Annotated in this window: 15 protein-coding genes and 1 pseudogene; 3 read left to right on the plus strand and 13 right to left on the minus strand. The window is 42.8% G+C overall.

What is annotated here, in order from left to right; translation table 11 throughout:
* Positions 1–17 precede the first annotated feature (17 nt).
* Positions 18–371 (minus strand): ArsR/SmtB family transcription factor, encoded by a 354-nt coding sequence (locus AC4G47_RS15450; RefSeq protein WP_491106714.1) that lies wholly within the window; start codon positions 369–371, stop codon positions 18–20.
* 310 nt (positions 372–681) lie between these two features.
* Here AC4G47_RS15450 and AC4G47_RS15455 point away from each other — a divergent pair, with 310 nt between their 5' ends.
* Positions 682–1,566: an SDR family oxidoreductase gene (locus AC4G47_RS15455; RefSeq protein WP_491101692.1), complete on the plus strand. Its 885-nt coding sequence runs from the start codon at positions 682–684 to the stop codon at positions 1,564–1,566.
* Positions 1,567–1,693: 127 nt separating this feature from the next.
* Here AC4G47_RS15455 and AC4G47_RS15460 read toward each other — a convergent pair.
* From AC4G47_RS15460 to AC4G47_RS15505, 10 genes and pseudogenes are all read right to left on the minus strand, one after another.
* Positions 1,694–2,319: pseudogene (locus tag AC4G47_RS15460) on the minus strand (MFS transporter).
* Between the two features lie 24 nt (positions 2,320–2,343).
* Positions 2,344–2,802: a MerR family transcriptional regulator gene (locus tag AC4G47_RS15465; RefSeq protein WP_491101693.1), complete on the minus strand. Its 459-nt coding sequence runs from the start codon at positions 2,800–2,802 to the stop codon at positions 2,344–2,346.
* Between the two features lie 218 nt (positions 2,803–3,020).
* A complete protein-coding gene (locus AC4G47_RS15470) occupies positions 3,021–4,835 on the minus strand; it encodes a glycoside hydrolase family 43 protein (RefSeq protein WP_491101695.1) in 1,815 nt (604 codons plus the stop codon).
* A gap of 228 nt (positions 4,836–5,063) precedes the next feature.
* Positions 5,064–5,900 (minus strand): alpha/beta fold hydrolase, encoded by an 837-nt coding sequence (locus tag AC4G47_RS15475; RefSeq protein WP_491101697.1) that lies wholly within the window; start codon positions 5,898–5,900, stop codon positions 5,064–5,066.
* Positions 5,901–6,060: 160 nt separating this feature from the next.
* Positions 6,061–8,301 (minus strand): stalk domain-containing protein, encoded by a 2,241-nt coding sequence (locus AC4G47_RS15480; protein ID WP_491101699.1) that lies wholly within the window; start codon positions 8,299–8,301, stop codon positions 6,061–6,063.
* Between the two features lie 206 nt (positions 8,302–8,507).
* Entirely contained in the window at positions 8,508–8,849 is a 342-nt protein-coding gene (locus tag AC4G47_RS15485; protein WP_491101701.1) for a YxeA family protein, read from the minus strand.
* A 23-nt stretch (positions 8,850–8,872) separates the two neighbouring features.
* Complete coding sequence (locus AC4G47_RS15490; RefSeq protein ID WP_491101702.1) at positions 8,873–10,819, minus strand: FtsX-like permease family protein; 1,947 nt, start codon at positions 10,817–10,819, stop codon at positions 8,873–8,875.
* Positions 10,806–11,591 carry an ABC transporter ATP-binding protein gene (locus AC4G47_RS15495; RefSeq protein WP_491101703.1) on the minus strand — a complete coding sequence of 262 codons (786 nt, stop codon included), beginning with the start codon at positions 11,589–11,591 and terminating at the stop codon, positions 10,806–10,808. The genes AC4G47_RS15490 and AC4G47_RS15495 overlap by 14 nt, the downstream gene beginning before the upstream one ends.
* Before the next feature lie 141 nt (positions 11,592–11,732).
* Positions 11,733–12,779 carry a sensor histidine kinase gene (locus tag AC4G47_RS15500; RefSeq protein ID WP_491101704.1) on the minus strand — a complete coding sequence of 349 codons (1,047 nt, stop codon included), beginning with the start codon at positions 12,777–12,779 and terminating at the stop codon, positions 11,733–11,735.
* Positions 12,780–12,792: 13 nt separating this feature from the next.
* A complete protein-coding gene (locus tag AC4G47_RS15505; RefSeq protein ID WP_491101705.1) occupies positions 12,793–13,476 on the minus strand; it encodes a response regulator transcription factor in 684 nt (227 codons plus the stop codon).
* A gap of 218 nt (positions 13,477–13,694) precedes the next feature.
* On the opposite strand from AC4G47_RS15505, the gene AC4G47_RS15510 reads away from it, so the two are divergent.
* Positions 13,695–13,874: an H-type small acid-soluble spore protein gene (locus AC4G47_RS15510; RefSeq protein WP_145325494.1), complete on the plus strand. Its 180-nt coding sequence runs from the start codon at positions 13,695–13,697 to the stop codon at positions 13,872–13,874.
* Positions 13,875–13,929: 55 nt separating this feature from the next.
* Here the strand turns inward: AC4G47_RS15510 and AC4G47_RS15515 are convergent, their stop codons facing one another.
* Positions 13,930–14,556, minus strand: a complete 627-nt coding sequence (locus tag AC4G47_RS15515) for a spore coat protein (RefSeq protein WP_491101707.1) — start codon at positions 14,554–14,556, stop codon at positions 13,930–13,932.
* A 243-nt stretch (positions 14,557–14,799) separates the two neighbouring features.
* Here AC4G47_RS15515 and AC4G47_RS15520 point away from each other — a divergent pair, with 243 nt between their 5' ends.
* The gene (locus tag AC4G47_RS15520) at positions 14,800–15,246 is read left to right on the plus strand and encodes a spore coat protein (protein WP_491106715.1); all 447 of its coding nucleotides are present in this window, start codon (positions 14,800–14,802) and stop codon (positions 15,244–15,246) included.
* A 107-nt stretch (positions 15,247–15,353) separates the two neighbouring features.
* On the opposite strand, the gene AC4G47_RS15525 is transcribed toward AC4G47_RS15520, so the two are convergent.
* Entirely contained in the window at positions 15,354–16,580 is a 1,227-nt protein-coding gene (locus AC4G47_RS15525; protein ID WP_491101708.1) for a multidrug effflux MFS transporter, read from the minus strand.
* Positions 16,581–16,833 lie beyond the last annotated feature (253 nt).

Genomic DNA, 16,833 nt, shown 5'->3' on the forward strand with positions numbered 1-16,833 from the left:
CACTGTTATTCTAATCGTTATTCCGATGCTTGTTCTTCACATTGCGCAAACACTTTTTCTATTTCATTTACCAGATTTTTCAATAATTTCAACTTTCTTCCTGAGTCCAGACTGTAATAGTTGAGAGTCCCTTCTTTACGCACGCTTATAATCTGCGATTCTTTTAATATCTTCAGATGATGTGATACGGTCGGTCGGGATAGGTGTGTCTTCATCCTGATCTCGCCTACGCGCATGCCGGTTTTTTGCGGTCCTTGAATTAAGGCGATGAGGATGGCTTGCCGGGTCTCGTCTCCAATCGCGTTTAACACCTTCTGATTGTTCTTGAATTCGATAGCAATCGTAGCCGTGAGTTTCTGATCCAGACAAATCGTCCCCTTCTGTAATATTCGTTTAATTCTCGTAGGTACAGCCTATCACAATCTCGAATTCGGTTGCACATTGGGAAAGAAAATCAAGAACCTGTTTTTCCCATTTCCTTCCTCAAGCTCACTCAGTTGACGTGTCAATGTACGATGCGTCACCATGGAGAGCCATTTTGGCAATTCATTAAAGTATCACGGAAGATACCTGGTATCTCGAATGTACGTACTTACATAAAGTTTGTGAGTTCGTTAATATAAAAATAACATTTAGTTCAATACTGAACAAATGAAATTAACTATAAGGAGTTTTGTACATATGGAAACGATATTAGTATATGGAGCGTCAGGGGTACAAGGCGGAGCGGTAGCAAGATTGCTAACTTCCAAAGGGGTAGCGGTTCGCACCATTACACGTCACGAGAAAAACGTAACGGCCTTGAAGGAACAAGGTATAGAGGCATTTGTTGGTGATCTGTCTGTACTAGAAACGTTGAATGAAGTTAACAGCGGTGTTGATAAAGTCTTCTTGAACATGCCAATCGAGTATGACACAGTATTATTGAAGCAACAGATTACAAATGCTGTGGAAGCTGCCCGACAAGCGAACGTGAAATTGATCGTTGTGAATTCGAATGGCTTTTTACCAGAACAGCCAACCGACACCCAAACGTTGGATGTTAAACGCGAAATGATCGAGTATGTACGACATAGCGGTATTCCAACTATTTTGGTAAAACCCACACTCTATATGGAGAACTTCCTGATTCCCGGTCTCATTAATAATGGGATGCTTTTCTACCCTGTGCCAGTGGATAAACCAATCCCATGGATCAGCTCCGAAGATGCAGCGCGATATCATGATTATGCGTTAAGCCATCCTGAGCTGGCAGGACAAGTGTTACTGGCTCCAGGGCCAGAAGCTCTCACAGGTGCAGAACTGGGTGATCGTTTTACACAAGCATTGGGACAAAATGTGACCTTCCATTCACTGAACTATGATGATTTTGAAGCAGCGCTTACGCCAGTAATGGGGGCAGACCAAGCAGCTGGAATTGCGAGCTTCTATCGTTGGATCGGAGCCAATATCGATTCCTTGAACTATTATGACGTGAATGATCGCGTAATTGTTCCAGATCTCCAATTGACTTCACTGAAAAATTGGTTGCAACAACCACATATAAATACACTGTTCGATTCTTAAGCAACATTAGTCTAGAGTGATAATAATGTTTTATTTTTCAGGGAATGTACGACTTGTACATTCCCTGTTTCTAATTAGGACTTCAACGCCAGATTGATGTCCTATGTAACTTAACCAGTCCACCTACCTATTCACCAGTAACCATAGGGTTTTCAGTCCTACTGCTCATCCTTCCGAATAGAAGTAGGGCAAGAAGCAAAGCGATGCTTACAGCTCCAAAACCTAACCAATTTAAATGCAAGACAGATGTACGACTGATGACAAGCCCGCCTAATCCAGAACCCAGTGCAAAACCAAATTGGATGAACGACGTGTTTACACTAAGGCAATGTCCGGATTACGAGGTGCCAGAGTAACCAGATATAGTTGCTGGGCGGGGATATGCTCCACGTTGCTAACATAAAAAGCCATCGCTACTACGGTAGCCATGCCTCCGCTAGCCCCTTGCATAATTCGCACCCATAGTAATGTTTCGTATGAAAGGTTTAAAAGAATAAGTCCGTTGCTGGCAATAAACACACTGAGGGTAGACAACAGTAATTTCTTGCGATCCATGTTTATTGTAAATGCAATGAGAATTGGAGCGATAATGGCCGCTGCCAGAGCGAATACAGTCACCAGTAAACCAACATCTGAAGTAGATACGCTCAAGTCTGCGGCGATCATTTCAATGACACCTGTAATAATGTATTCAATGGTTCCAATCAGAAAAACAGCCAATGCGAGGACATAGATAATCCATTTATTTTTCAATTTACTCCACTCCGTCTTCTTCAGTTATCTATTTAGTATTGGGATTTGTATTTCTATGAATTGTGCATCTTGTGCTTGAGATAAGGGTAAATATAATTCCCTGCCAGCTTCGTTCTCCTTGATCTGATATGTTTCGACTTGCCCCTCTTCCTCTATAAGCTGTATGCGCTTCTCAATCCGGATAAGTTTGGCTTGTTCCATATCGATAATCTGCTGGATTTCGCTTCTTTTCAGCTTAAACATGCCTTGAATATTCTCTAATGTAATATCTTCCTGTAGAAGCTGTGTGATCTGTGGCAATGTAAACCCCAACTCTTTATAAATAAAAATTCGGTTGAGCTCCAGAAGCTGATTTGCTGAATAGTAACGGTAGCCCGTATCGGAATCCACCATTTTCGGCTTAAGTATGCCGATCTGGCCATAATAACGCAGTGTTTTTAATGAGACCCTACTTAGCCTGGAAAACGCACTGATTTTGAACAAAAGCTCATCTCCAATCTATTAACATAATTCGAGTATACAGTTTCCCGTGCAGGGGAGAGTCAAGGGTGTGTATGCTTATCATTTGTATAGCTAAAATCAACTACCATCCTTGTGATCACTCTATGTTGATGTTATAGGTAAGTCAAAGAACCGTTTCTGAATGAAACGTTCATTTTTTTTGAACAAAAAAAATGCCACTTATCGTGGCATCCTTGAATTTATAGAATTACCGGCTGCAGCAGCCCATTCGTTCCGAAAAATAGCGGATCTATACATATTTCGCGGTGATAACCCTTTCCAGAGGAAAATCTGGACAATGGTGTTACAAACCGGTGATAGGCAATCCGGTATTGACCGGTTTCATGTTCAAGAAAAATACAGTGATGACCTGTGCCCAGCATACGCTTCTCGACATTTTTACTCAGGATCGCATAGTGATAGGTGATTGGACCGTATAGCTGCTCTGACGTACCGTAATTTACATGATAATCCTCACTGCCCGTATCATCACAGGACCACGTAAAGTGATATCGTCCACCATGCTTTAGAACGGTTACGGCCTCGCGGAAGTCATGCAAGCCTGCCAGATTGCTCATCGTTTCCTCTACTACACTTGTCATATTATCTTCAAGCTCAACAATTGCTGCATGTCCGTTTCCAAATAACAGGTATGTTCTCCCATCATCTTCGACATAGATGGAAGGATCAATAGCCTGTCCCATGGTGATGTCCAGACGTTTCAACTGCTCCATCGTGATTAATGGTTGGGGATCGGCAAGGAATGGACCGACCGGTGTATTCGCTACAGCAACGCCGATTGCGCTCTCGCCATTCAGCATTTTTCCGCAGAAATAAAAATAGAACTGTTCGTTTCGGCTGGCAATCGCCGGTGCCCAGGCATTACCACTTGCCCATACCACATCGTCTGTTCCCAGATCGAGTATGACGCCTTCGTCTTGCCAATGCTTCAGATCCACAGAAGAAAATACGTTGAACTGTGTTCCGGACCACCCCTCGAATCCATCTGTTGTCGGATACATGTAGTAACGATCTCCAAACTTTGCGACATCAGGATCGGCATATTGCCCAGGAAGCACCTGATGACTGTCTCCAAAAGCCGCCAACAAGCGGTTGCACTCCTCGGCCGTGATTGGCAGGACGCTACCATGCCGCTTTTGGGTCGTTCCCATATCAAACTCCCCATCGGGTACAATACGGAATTCACCGCTGTTCAGATCTGTAGTCACCAGAGGAAGGTAACCTTTACCCTCTGCAAAACGATCGACAATCAGACACCATTCCTCGCGATCATTGAATTTAAATATTTGAGGTCCCTCAACACCCGCCACAGCCTCGAGCGCTGGAGCGTGAAGTGGAGTGAACGCATCTTTGTCGAGGGAAGCTCCCTTTTCGACCCGGATGTTTTTGGTCGTTTCATCCTTGGAGTATCGATAGTAACTGCTGTCAGATGAGAGAATCGTTGTGTCGATAATATGGTTATCCCGCTCAATATACTTTTGAGATGCGGAAAACGTACGAAAATCTTTTGTACGAGCGCTATATATTTTTTGCTTTCGTTCAGGTTCTTGAGGCTCCTGAGTCGCAGAAGCCCAGAATACGAGAAATTCGTCTGCTGCTTCGTCATACACTGCTTCGGGTGCCCAGACACAACCTGCACCCTCAACACCGAGTGTAACATTCCAAGGAGAAGACCAGTTTACAAGATCACTGGACTCCCACACAATCACATCACGGCTCCCCGCTTCAACGGCATGAGTCCATCCTTTGCCGCTTGCAATGCGGAGATCCGTAGCGATCAGATAAAATTTATCTTCCTTGACCGAACGTATCAGAAATGGGTCCCTTACCCCCCTTTCCCCAAGGTTCGAAATCAGTACTGGCTCTCCGTCATTGAGGTCCTTCCAGTGAAGGCCATCCTCACTATAGGAGAAGTAAACTTGCTCACCGTCCGGCTGTTCGCCAATAAAATGTACAAAGAGATACCCATCATATGTTGTATTTGTTTTGAACAATTTTAAGAGCCTCCTGAGAATGAAATTGACTTTGTAACCATGATATCAATATGAAAGCGTTCTACTTATGTTGTATCATACTTCAAAAACTGCGGAATGAGTATATTTTTGTACAAACAATGAAGCTGTGGCACTAAGTACTGTGGCTCAAGATCTGAGTATATAATAAAAAGGTCGCTTATCCTGGATTGGATAGCGACCTTTTCGATGCTCATCTTCATTCGAAGCTTAGTTCTTCAAAAAATCGATTAATGCTGCATTAAATTCTTCGGGGTGTGTGGCATTAAAGCCATGAGGTCCGCCTTCTACGACCACAAGTTGGCTACCAGGGATGGATTCATGTGTACGTTGCCCACTGACTTCAAGCGGCACAATGGCGTCAGAATCGCCATGAATAACCAACGTTGGAATATTGAACTTCTCCAGATCCTGACGGAAATCGGTAAGAGCAAAGGCAGCAATGCAATCTAGGGTCCCCTTAGGGGATGCCAGAGCAGCAATATCCCGGTTATATAGACGGAACGGCTCGCTTACCAGATCTGTACGATCTCCTGCGGCGAAAAAGTTATTCGTAAATCCATCCAAGAACGCTAGACGATCTCCCTTAACCCCATTTTGGAATTCTTCAATCGTTGCATCGTCCAATCCTCCCTGTGGATTATCTTCGGAAATATAAAGGTATGGAGGCACAGCTCCAGCAAATACAGCTTTGGAGACTCTTTCCGTTCCATAAGTTCCGATATAGCGGGCCACTTCACCGCCTCCCATGGAGAAACCGACAAGTGTAGCATCACGTACATCGAGGTGTAAAATCAATTTATGTAAATCTGAAGCAAATGTATCATAGTCGTAACCATCCCAAGGCTGGGAAGACTGACCAAAACCACGACGATCATACGTAATAACCCGGTATCCAGCTTCTATCAGGGCAGGTACTTGCTTCTCCCAGGATCGCCCACTCAAAGGCCAGCCATGAATAAGGATGATCGGTTGCCCCTCGCCATGATCTTCGTAATACAGTTGAATTGGTTGTGCATTCTCTTCGCCTACGTTTACTTTAGCCATGGAAAATCCCTCCGTTTAGTTATGTTTTGTTTACTGGTTACCCATCAAATGCTACATATGCAATCTATTATTGTCAATCATATCCATGAAATAAATAGAGAACTGCAATCTGACTGGAAATATCAATTAAAATAATTAAATTTGATAAGAAACAACTACATTACTTCTCCGATGGGAGCGGTGTAAAGAGCAGATTGACTGGCAGATTGCTACCTGGCGCGGCAGAGAAAAGAATCGTTACGCTCTCTCCAGTTGCCCCTGTGCGGTAAAGAACGCTTTGTTCACTTGAATTGGTAACCGCAACGTTGCCTTCGGCAATCGATACCAACTGATTGTTCACCAGAGCTACTCCGGAGTACTTTCCTCCACGAGGGTTAAATGAGATAAGCGTACGCGGAGCGACATTGTTCAACGTGATTTTGTACAATACGCCGAAATTACCCGCATTGGATGCGTCTATGTAAGCCATAGGATCCGTTCCAACCAGATTGGGGTCGCTGGCATTATCACCAAGCGGCAGACGGGCTGGTTTCGTTCCCACTTGCTGATCATACGTTATGTTACGTGTTGCATTGGGATACGTACCACGGTTGTGCACTCCGTCACGATCAAGCACAGGTAGCAATGGTAAAGCCTCGAACGGATCTTTATTTTCTTCCACCAGGATAACATTATAGTCTAAGGAATAATCACTATAAGCATCCGAATAGAGCGAGATGACTTGCCCTTCTTTCATCGGAGTTTTATTAAGTTCGGTCAAAATCAGTTTACTTTCTCCGGGTTGAAGATACTCTTTCTTTTGATCCGCTCCCGTCTGAATCGACTTGAACCATTTATCAATAGACAATTTCCCAGCTACGGTAGCATACGGTGTAGGTCCGGCAAATCCCATATTCTGTTGTTCGAATACTGCCGGATTGGGGTTATTATTCGTTGCAATCACATACATTTTCACTCTTTTGCCTGTATTGTTCACGTGGTGAATCATGAAACGGGTCTGCCCCGAAGATGATTCTTTATATACGATACCTTCCGTATTTACCGTTTCCGGACTGTTGCTGCGGATCAACAGACTTGGCTCATCCATGTACGTATACGGTACTTTTTCCATCGTAGTCACTTCGCCACCGTTAAAGGAGAATTTCTGTCCTACCGGCGTGAAGAGTAAATTGAAGTCGGTAAATGAATATAATGTCTCATTGGTTATGGTGATGACTTTAGAATACGTGTTCGTAGCGCCATGATTGTCAGTAACAGTAAGTGTCACCGTTTTTGGACCCGGTTCAAAGAAAGCAAGTGAATTGTTCTCCCATACCGCTTTAACGATATTATCTTCATCATCTGTACTTTGGTCTGTATATGTTATTTTTTCGCCCATTTGATATTGTTCCTTGTCCGTGGAGAACATGGCTACAGGAGGAAGATTAGGACTCAAAACTTCAATCGTAATCGAATAGGGATCGCTCCATTGGCCATTGGAATCCTGAACTTGATATGAAATCGTATATGTACCCGCTTGTTCAAATGATTCCTGACGACCTGTCCAGCGTTCGTCCAGGATATCCAGTCCATTCGGAGAACTGTAAGAAGTCACGTAGTCCACCTTATCGCCTGCAAAAATTTCCTTTTGGGAAATGGTAAAGCTTGCAACAGGTTTCGTATTTAGATTCAGCACAACCGTCTTAGCTGGCTGATTCACTTTATAGGTGATGTTCAGAGCTTGAGTAATGGAAGTTAACGGCACCATGAACGTATTTTTTTGCTGATAAGCAGGGCCTTTCATCGTTCTGGTCTCTCCATTTACGGTATAGACTGTGCTGTTGGTTGTGAATCGAAGCTCTTGATCACCACTGATGATGATGGTTTCTTTGGTTTTGTTATCGTATTTGACCCCGTATCCCACACGGTCTACCAATGCACGGATCGCAACATAGGATACGCCGTTTTTTACAGTCATTGGCTGGCCGGCAAGATATGTGTTCCCATCCTGCTCCATTTTGTTGCTATTCATGTACAACGTCAGATTTCCGCCTGATCCTACTGGAGACTTCCCATCAATGGACGGTTGCTCTACTTGAGCAGGCGTAGCTGGTGTTTCAACCTCCTCAGAGGTTCCCTCTTGGACCACAGGTTTTGTACTCGTTTCGTCTGCAGTGGTCTCTTTCCCATCCATCGCAGGTTTCTCGATATCTGTTTTAGGTGTTGCCTCAGTGCTCTCCTTTTTCACTTCACGTTCTGCAATCGGCTGCTCTTCTTTTAGCACCTCAACCGATTCTACGTTAGCCGTGTTTACAGACGCTGTGTCATTTTGCGGTGCTGACTGCGCACTCACGGAACCGACTGCAAATGCTTGAAAAACAGCTAAAGCGGTAAAAATGGATAATTTCTTCTTCATATTCATGCTTTGTCTTTGGCTCCTTCTAATCTCTAGTCATTTTTATCCCCTCAAAAAGTCATATAATTAGACGCTAGATTTAGGAAAAAGTTTCTAGTTGAATTGTAAATTATGGATGGTGCAGCAATTTTGAATGATATAACTAAAGTTACGTACAGTAAAAAGTCGCCAAAGAGGCGACTTCGAATACAACTATTCTAACAAAACCTTATTCAATGAAAGAGATTACTTGGCATCTCTTCCTTTTGTATTAATGTCCATTGTTTCGTATAGGCTCCCTTGGCAAGTACTTTCACATATGTGTCCTGTTCCAATTCTTCACTTGACGAGAAAGTGATCTTTGTTTCCTCCCCTTGTGCTGTGTAACCGGTCAGATTATACCTGTACCGGATCCATTCATCTTTACCTTCCTTCTCGGCTGGTTTATTAATTAAGGCATAAACATATTGCTCCTTATACAATGGGTTGAATTGATCAAACTCACGTTTGAATGCTACATATAGGCCTGAGCAAACTACTACAACAATTAATATAAAAACAACTTTTTTCTTCATACATGCACCTCCTGAAAATAGTCCTACAACATCGCATGTTTAACAATTTTCCGATAGTAACCCAGTGTGAAGAGAGCAAATAGAAAATAGATGGATGCATACGCTCCTATCGAAATAATTGTTGGAACAGTAATATCCGAAATTATGATGATTGAAGCCGCTTTTACTGCGAAGATTGAATGCAGTACACCAATAAATAACGGGAGAAGAAACACAACCATCTGCTTTCGTACGATGCCCTTCATAATCATCTTCTCTTCAAATCCGAGCTGCCTCAGTGTCTTGAAGCTCTGTTTCTCCTGCTCGGCCTCAGTCATTTGTTTGAAATATAGGATGCTTCCGGTAGAGGCCAGAAAGGCGAGCCCGAGAAAGGCAGCGATAAAAATTAATAGTCCGGAAATCTCAAGTGACTGTCTATATCGTGAATAGAAATCGGTCGTAAAATGTTCGTCAGGATTATATTTCTGGTAAATGGAGGAAGCTAAAGCAAGCTCTCCTTTGTCTGGAATACGGTACGTATCTATCTGTACTCGTTCATAACCGGCAGTATTGGACAGGCTATCCTCAATTTCTCTTAACGTTTTTTCAGAAACCAAAATCTGATTTCCAGATATATCGGAATTCACAAGATTCTCCACAACTAGTTCTTTCAACGGATAGCTAACCGTCTGTCCCTTGGATATCAGTTCAATTTTCGTTGGGTATCGCTTTGAAAAATCACTGTCGTCAAATGCAGTCTGTGCAGATACACTATATTCTACAGCTTCACCGTGTGAAGGCACGGACAGCTTTTTATCTGCCCTTTGAAGCTGTTCGGCTGGAAGCCACAACAGGTTTCTCTCCTCGATATGACTGGATTCATCAAGTGGATTAAGAATAACACCCTTAGTCCGGACGGCCTCGATGGGCAGGTAGCTGAAGTTAATTCTTTCCCGCTCAAGCTCGGTTACGAATGATTGTGCATCTGGCTGCCTGTTCTCAAATGAAAAATCATAAGGAATCTCCATTCGGACCGTATTCTCGGTGGAGTAATATACAGAATAAGCCATGGTAACCAGAGTTATGGTTAAAGCCGACAACACTGTAATCAAGGTGAGCGAGTTGGCATTACCTTTCATCCGGTGCATCAGCGGAGCAAGTGACAAGCTATTATACAAGCCAAGATGACCATTTTTTCGTTTGCGAATCCATGAGAACCACCATTTGATCGTCACACGAAACAATATATATGTTCCTGTAATCGTAGATAAAAGCACCAGGAATGCATTTAATATTAATTGTTCATCTACCATCCGACCCGATAATTCATAGCCATAGCCAAGAAGTACAATACCAAGCACGGCATAAATAGCCGTAAGAATAGATGCAAGGATAGTTGGAGGCTGGCTGGATAAGTCAGGCTGCTGATCTGCTTGAAATAAATGTAACAGTGTACTGCGATATATCATGAATATCATTTGTAAGGAAGTAATAACAACGACGAGAACAAAGACTTTTACCGTATCAAAGGCTGCGAGTAATGAAAAGTCAATGGCAGGCATCCCATCCAAACGGAGCAATTTCATTAGAATGAGGACAAATAAACGTGATACCAATGCTCCACAGATAATTCCAGCGATGAGTGCACCTAAGCCGAGTAGTACATTCTCAATGATTAAATAGCGGGCAACCCAGCCCTTGGATAGACCGATGAGCTGATATAATCCGATCTCACGGCTGCGCCGGCGTAGAAAAATTTGGTTAGACGATATAGTAAAGATTACAATAATCCCGATGAGCAGAATTGCTGCAGACTGAAAAGCAATCAGAAATTTGTCGCTTGATTCCAACATGGACTGAACTTGCTGATCGTGTAACAAGGAAGCGAAGACAAAGAACAGACTCATACTGAAAATCAATGCGAAGAAATACAAGTAGTAATGTTTCACATTTTGCCGCATGCTGCGAAGTGCTAATTCAAATACTGTCAATGTGGTCGCCCCCTAAAACAGCCTGCACATCGATGATTTCTTTGAAGAACGACTGTCTGGATTTCTCTCCCCTATACAGTTCGGAATATATCTTTCCGTCTTTTAAGAACACCACACGATTACAGTAACTGGATGCGACTGGATCATGCGTAACCATGATAATCGTGACCTTTCTTTTCCGGTTCACCTCCTCCATTACTGACAACAGTGATGAAGCGGATTTGGAATCGAGTGCACCAGTAGGCTCATCTGCAAAGATGATGGAAGGCTGATGTATAAGGGCCCGTCCAGCAGCAGTGCGTTGTTTTTGACCCCCTGATATTTCGAATGGGTATTTTTGCGAAAGTTCCTGAATCCCTAACACGTCGGCAATCGCTGTGAACTCGTTTTCTGCCTGCTGTTTGCTTTTTTTGCTAAGTGATATAGGTAAGAGGATATTTTCCTTTACCGTCAATGTGTCAAGAAGATTATAGTCCTGGAAGATGAATCCAAGCTTGTTTCGACGAAATGCAGAAAGAGCCGTATTGTTCATGGTAGAGATATCTTCATCTTCGATTAAGATTGTGCCATCTGTTGTCCGGTCAATCGTGGCAAGTACGTTAAGCAATGTTGTCTTCCCCGAACCGGACGGACCCATAATTCCTACAAATTCTTTGCGGAGAACACGTAAATCTATTCCCTTTAATACCTGTTGGGCACCACCCTTTGAACCATATGATTTGTGGACATTTCGAGCGTGTAAAACCGTTTCTTGTTTATTCCATTCATCCATGTTGAACCTCCCAAAATTGATTGTAGCTTAAGTGTACGTTGATCTCCCCTACTTGTCGTACGTTCTGGGTGACGAGTTGATTAGGTAGATGACAAATTTGTCATGTTCACAAAAAAAACAGTCAAGAATAATCTTGGCTGTTTATAGTGGGATATTTTCCTCTTGAGTTCTTCTAACCATTTCGAATGCATTGGGATCCGTAAAGGTGATCCGCATCGTCGTCCCTTGCCTCTGACCAGCTAGGACATGAAGTGCAACACCCATTTTCCCTGCTACAGTTTGGGCAAGATAGAGCCCAAGTCCGGTAGCGGCATTATGAATTCTTCCATTCTCGCCTGTGAATCCTTTGTCAAAGATACGTGGTAGGTCATGCGGTTGTATCCCCGGACCTTCGTCAATTAAATCCAGGATAACATTCTCTTTTTCAGACATCACTGTCATGAATGTAATCGCCTTGCCGGATGGACTGTATTTAATGGCATTGGTTAATAACTGCCTAAGGATGAAGCGGCACCACTTGCGGTCCGTAACGACCATGACATCATCTCCTTCGATGCTGACTGCCAAATTTTTCTCCATACACCATGGAGCCAGTTCCCGGATTTCTTCTGCCGCAAGACGATGTAACGAAACTCGTTCAAGCACAAAGTCCGATTCCAAGGCAGGAAGACGTGTCATATACAACTGACGGTCTATGAGAAGATGGATCCTCAGCCATTCTGATTCAATTCTACTTAGATCCGGATCACTCGGTCGTGCGTCCAAAATCAGTTTCATAGCAGTAAGAGGCGTTTTAACTTCATGAATCCATGAGGCAGTGAAGTCGTTCTCGATCAGTTGGACTTCCTTATCATGAGATAGCTTGCGGTTGAACTGATAAAAGGCCTCTCGTAATACATCGTTCGTTATACTATCGAGTTCATCCTCCGGTTCCGGAAGACTCTCCATCCAATCCGAGGCCATGACTTCTTGCAGCTTGACGAGCGCTGCTGCATATTTGGTTTCTTTCTTGTAACGCCATAGAAAAAATACAAGAAATATAATTATATACAGACCATTCAAATAAAGAAGAGATGTCCATTCAACATGGATTCCCTGTTCAATAAGGATAAGTACATCGGTCAGACCTAGCAAGCTAACAAAAAGCAGAATCCAGCTTTTTCTTGTTCTGATGTAACGGATTAACATGCGGCTATTCCCCCTATAAAGTGACGGCCATATAACCCATCCCTTTCTTTGTGACAATCGCATCCGAAAGTCCAAGGGGTTCTAATTTCTGCCGTAGCCGGGTGATATTAGCTGTAAGGGTATTATCGTTTACGAACTGCTCGTCTTCCCACAGCTTACGGATCAAGTCATGACGGGAGATTATGACATTATTAGCTTTCACGAGCGCAATCAACAAGAAAAATTCATTTTTGGTCAGGTCTGCTTCCTCGTCTGATTTTCGGATAACACCTCGTTTCAGATCAACTAAGGCACCATTCCATTCGAGAATATCTGTCTGGCCTTCTCCATAAGCATATGTTCTGCGAAGAAGCGCCTGGATTTTGGCATATAGCACATTCGTATGAAAGGGTTTTTGAACAAAGTCATCCGCACCCATATTAAGTGCCATGACCATATCCAAGGGGTGATCACGGGAAGATAGAAAAATGATAGGTACCTCGGATACCGAACGGATTTCTCTGCACCAATGAAAACCATCATATTTAGGGAGCGTAATGTCCATGATAATAAGATGTGGTTGTTGTTCCTGAAATGACCGCATGACTTCATGAAAATCATCAGGTCTTGTAACCTGTAAAGCCCACGCCTCCAGTCCTTTTTTCAACGCTTCAAATAATGCATTATCATCTTCAACTACAAATATATTAAACTCCATAGAAGTAAACCTCCTCGTAATCTTTCAATGATGTACATGCTATATTCTTTTCAACAAGAATAATAACATGTACTGTCGGGGAATGCTTACTCCACTAATCTTTCTCTACAAAATTTGCATAAACTTGCACGGTTTGGTGCATTGTAGTGATGCAGAGGTTTAAAAACCTCACCGTCTTGTTGATCAATCAAATGACCATTCGGAATAAGGAGAACATTATGAACAAACAAAGAGCGATCGAAATATCTGAATCGACCATTATGAAAAAGGTAACTTATCAGGATACCCCTATCTTTATCCAGCATGTCAATGAGGATGAAACGGCCCGAATCTATCCGGTCGGAGACTCGGAGCAGGAAATGACAGTTCCTTTGTCCAGTTTGACTGAACATCCTTAGTATAAGGGTAACAAATAAAACGCCGTATCTCATTTCGAGATACGGCGTTTCACTTTTAGTGGGGAAGGTTACCCGGGATTTGCGGCTGAAGCGGTGCAGGAGCATATCCATTTTGCATTTGCTGCATATCTTGTTGAGCAAGCTGTGGTACTTGGTAGAAGCCATTCTTATTTTGATAAATCGAGATCTCATATGCCATTTCAATACAGTTTGGCAAGGAATCCGCAAGCACGCGGCGTACAACAGGATTCGTTGTTTCCAATGCTGCTGTTGTTTTCATTACGGCCCCCGATTTCACTGCATTTAACATACTAAGGGAGATGCTTTCGTCGGATATCTCACCTGCAGTTTGCATTGGCTTTTTCGGTTGGCTTGGTCTCATGCCATAAGTAAAATCGTTACCCTGATTCATTTTATAACTTTGAGTCGGTTTGGAAGGATCCTGTCCGGTTTTAAAACATTCCAAGGTAATGTTATATTCATCCGTCATAAATTGCTTCTGACGTTGTAAAATATCCCGAAGCTCCGGATCTTTTACGTGTTCACTCATCATGGTATACGTATCCATGGTATTGATCGCTCCTGCCAATACTTCATGGACATCAAACATTTCATGCCCGCCATGGTTCAGTTGAGGTGGAACAGTACCTGTTTCAATGTTTTGATGGTTTTGCAGTTGCATTTTGTATTTCCTCCTATTCGTTGTTTCCTGCAAATGGTGGCTCTCTCTATCCGCAGTCTGTGGTTATTATGAATTTCATGGACCCAATATATTCAGAATAATTTTAATTTTTTTCTGAATACATCTCTTTTACAGTACCTTTTATAGGCGCCATGCATAGGCTAACACATAACTTTAGGAGGGATTCATGTGTATACTTACGAACCAAATCGACAAAACCATCATCTCGCTTGGCACGAAACGATGGAGCTTCACGAATTGACTGCCTTTCAGAGCAATCAGTTAACACATTTTAAATTAGTATTGAATGACGTAAAGAACCAGGATCTTCACACACTCTATATGGAAGCCATTAATGGTATTGAACAAAATTTGAAGGAGCTTCTTCAATATTATTCACTGGCGCCGGAAGGAACCAGAAACAGTGGGAATGAAATGGATATGACTGCATTTTACGCTGGACAGCTGCTGGGTTTTGCCAAAACATCGGTTCGCAACTATGCCATTGCGATTACCGAAACTGCAACTCCACAACTACGTGAAACATTACAGAAACAACTGAATGCTGCTATCCAACTACATGGTAAAGTATTTTACTTTATGCTAGAGCGGGGGCTTTACCCCTCTTATGATCTTCCTAAACTCCTCGCCAACGACGTTGCTATGGCGAATAAAGCGATATCTCTGTAATTCAAAAACAACAGGTCTTCGAGTCATCGAAGGCCTGTTGTTTTATTTGAATAGCTCAGAAATTACAAACACACTTCTCTGACAAGAAGCTTGTATGACATCCTATTCTAGAAGTTAGGATCAGTCTGGGCATGCGTTGGTTGATGTAAGGTTTTTTTAACAAGCAGAAAATAAGTAACAATCGCAATGATACTGGTCATTAATAAAGTGAGTCCCAATGGGACGGCAGTATCCTCACCTGCGATACCGACCAGAGGAGCTACCACTGCACCCAGAAGAAATGGAACGACTCCAAGGAGTGCCGCTGCACTTCCTGCCATCTTCGCTTGACTCTCCATGGCAAGTGGGAATGCCGCTGTTGACGTAATACCGATCGAGCAAACAAAGAAGAACAATGGAATGACCAAAGCAAAAAGTGGGCCATGAGCCAGAGTTACGACCAAAGCAGCAACACTTGCTATTAAAGCAAGCCATAGTCCAGATAATAGAAGGGTCTGCTCAGGTATACGTTTTGCCAACCGACCCACGATTTGAGAACCGATGATCAAACTAATTCCGTTTGAAGCAAACAATATGGCAAATACAGTTGGTGTGACTCCATATATATTTTGGTAAATAAAAGGTGTTCCTGCTACATAAGCAAAGACCCCTGCCGTCATAATTCCCTGTGCCAGCATGTAGCCAACAAACTTGCGGTCACGCAGAAGCATTCTGTAATTCCCCAACTGCTGTTTGAAGTCAGGAACCATACGTCTTTCGATTGGGTGAGTTTCTTTTAATCCCCACTTTGTCATGACTAATAAGAAAATTCCCAAAAATGAAAGTGAGACAAATACGCCAATCCATGACGTAAATGAAAGAATTCCACTTCCCGCGATCGGTGCTGCCAAAGGTCCCAAATTCCCCACGAGCAAGAGCAGCGAGAAGAATTTAGTAAGTTCATGTCCACTGTATAGATCTCTAGCTATCGCACGAGAAATGACAATCCCAGCTGATGCTGCGAATCCTTGAGTGAAGCGAAACAAAATCAATAGTCCGATATTCGGAGCAAAGGCACATGCCAAGGAACAAATAATATAGGCTGCCATGCAGATCAACAATGGTTTACGTCTACCATAAGCATCGCTCATAGGACCCATAACGAGTTGACCTACACCAAGTCCTAACAAACAAGCAGTAAGACTAAATTGTACAAGTGATGCAGTTGTATTCAGATTTTTTGCAATCTCAGGAAAAGCCGGTAAATACATATCAATCGTAAATGGACCTAATGTCGAAAATAAACCCAGCAGTATGGCCAATCCAAAGACATTCCAATTCGTGCTCTTCGTCATGTTAAATAAATCTCCAATTCCTTTTATATAATGTCATATCGTAAAATCTTGCTGTATGGAATCAGCACATTCCTTCTCCCTTCTCACCTGTTATGGACATTTACGTAATGGTTCTCATTCTACCTCTATTCTAAGTATAAGAGGTAGAGTTAACTGTAAGTCAAGTCAAAATAAATAACCCCCGTTCCAGATACCGGCTAGCGTATCTGGAACGGGGGGGGGGGGGTTATATGGCTTTATTAGTAGAACAGTG

The organism is Paenibacillus sp. Negev47, from assembly GCF_058313655.1.

Bases quoted from the DNA above. Each gene is read 5' to 3' on its own strand.
- AC4G47_RS15455 (WP_491101692.1), top strand. From the start codon at position 682: ATGGAAACGATATTAGTATATGGAGCGTCAGGGGTACAAGGCGGAGCG.
- AC4G47_RS15475 (WP_491101697.1), bottom strand. From the start codon at position 5,900: ATGGCTAAAGTAAACGTAGGCGAAGAGAATGCACAACCAATTCAACTG.
- AC4G47_RS15480 (WP_491101699.1), bottom strand. From the start codon at position 8,301: ATGAATATGAAGAAGAAATTATCCATTTTTACCGCTTTAGCTGTTTTT.
- AC4G47_RS15485 (WP_491101701.1), bottom strand. From the start codon at position 8,849: ATGAAGAAAAAAGTTGTTTTTATATTAATTGTTGTAGTAGTTTGCTCA.
- AC4G47_RS15495 (WP_491101703.1), bottom strand. From the start codon at position 11,591: ATGGATGAATGGAATAAACAAGAAACGGTTTTACACGCTCGAAATGTC.
- AC4G47_RS15500 (WP_491101704.1), bottom strand. From the start codon at position 12,779: ATGTTAATCCGTTACATCAGAACAAGAAAAAGCTGGATTCTGCTTTTT.
- AC4G47_RS15505 (WP_491101705.1), bottom strand. From the start codon at position 13,476: ATGGAGTTTAATATATTTGTAGTTGAAGATGATAATGCATTATTTGAA.
- AC4G47_RS15510 (WP_145325494.1), top strand. From the start codon at position 13,695: ATGAACAAACAAAGAGCGATCGAAATATCTGAATCGACCATTATGAAA.
- AC4G47_RS15515 (WP_491101707.1), bottom strand. From the start codon at position 14,556: ATGCAACTGCAAAACCATCAAAACATTGAAACAGGTACTGTTCCACCT.
- AC4G47_RS15520 (WP_491106715.1), top strand. From the start codon at position 14,800: ATGGAGCTTCACGAATTGACTGCCTTTCAGAGCAATCAGTTAACACAT.
- AC4G47_RS15525 (WP_491101708.1), bottom strand. From the start codon at position 16,580: ATGACGAAGAGCACGAATTGGAATGTCTTTGGATTGGCCATACTGCTG.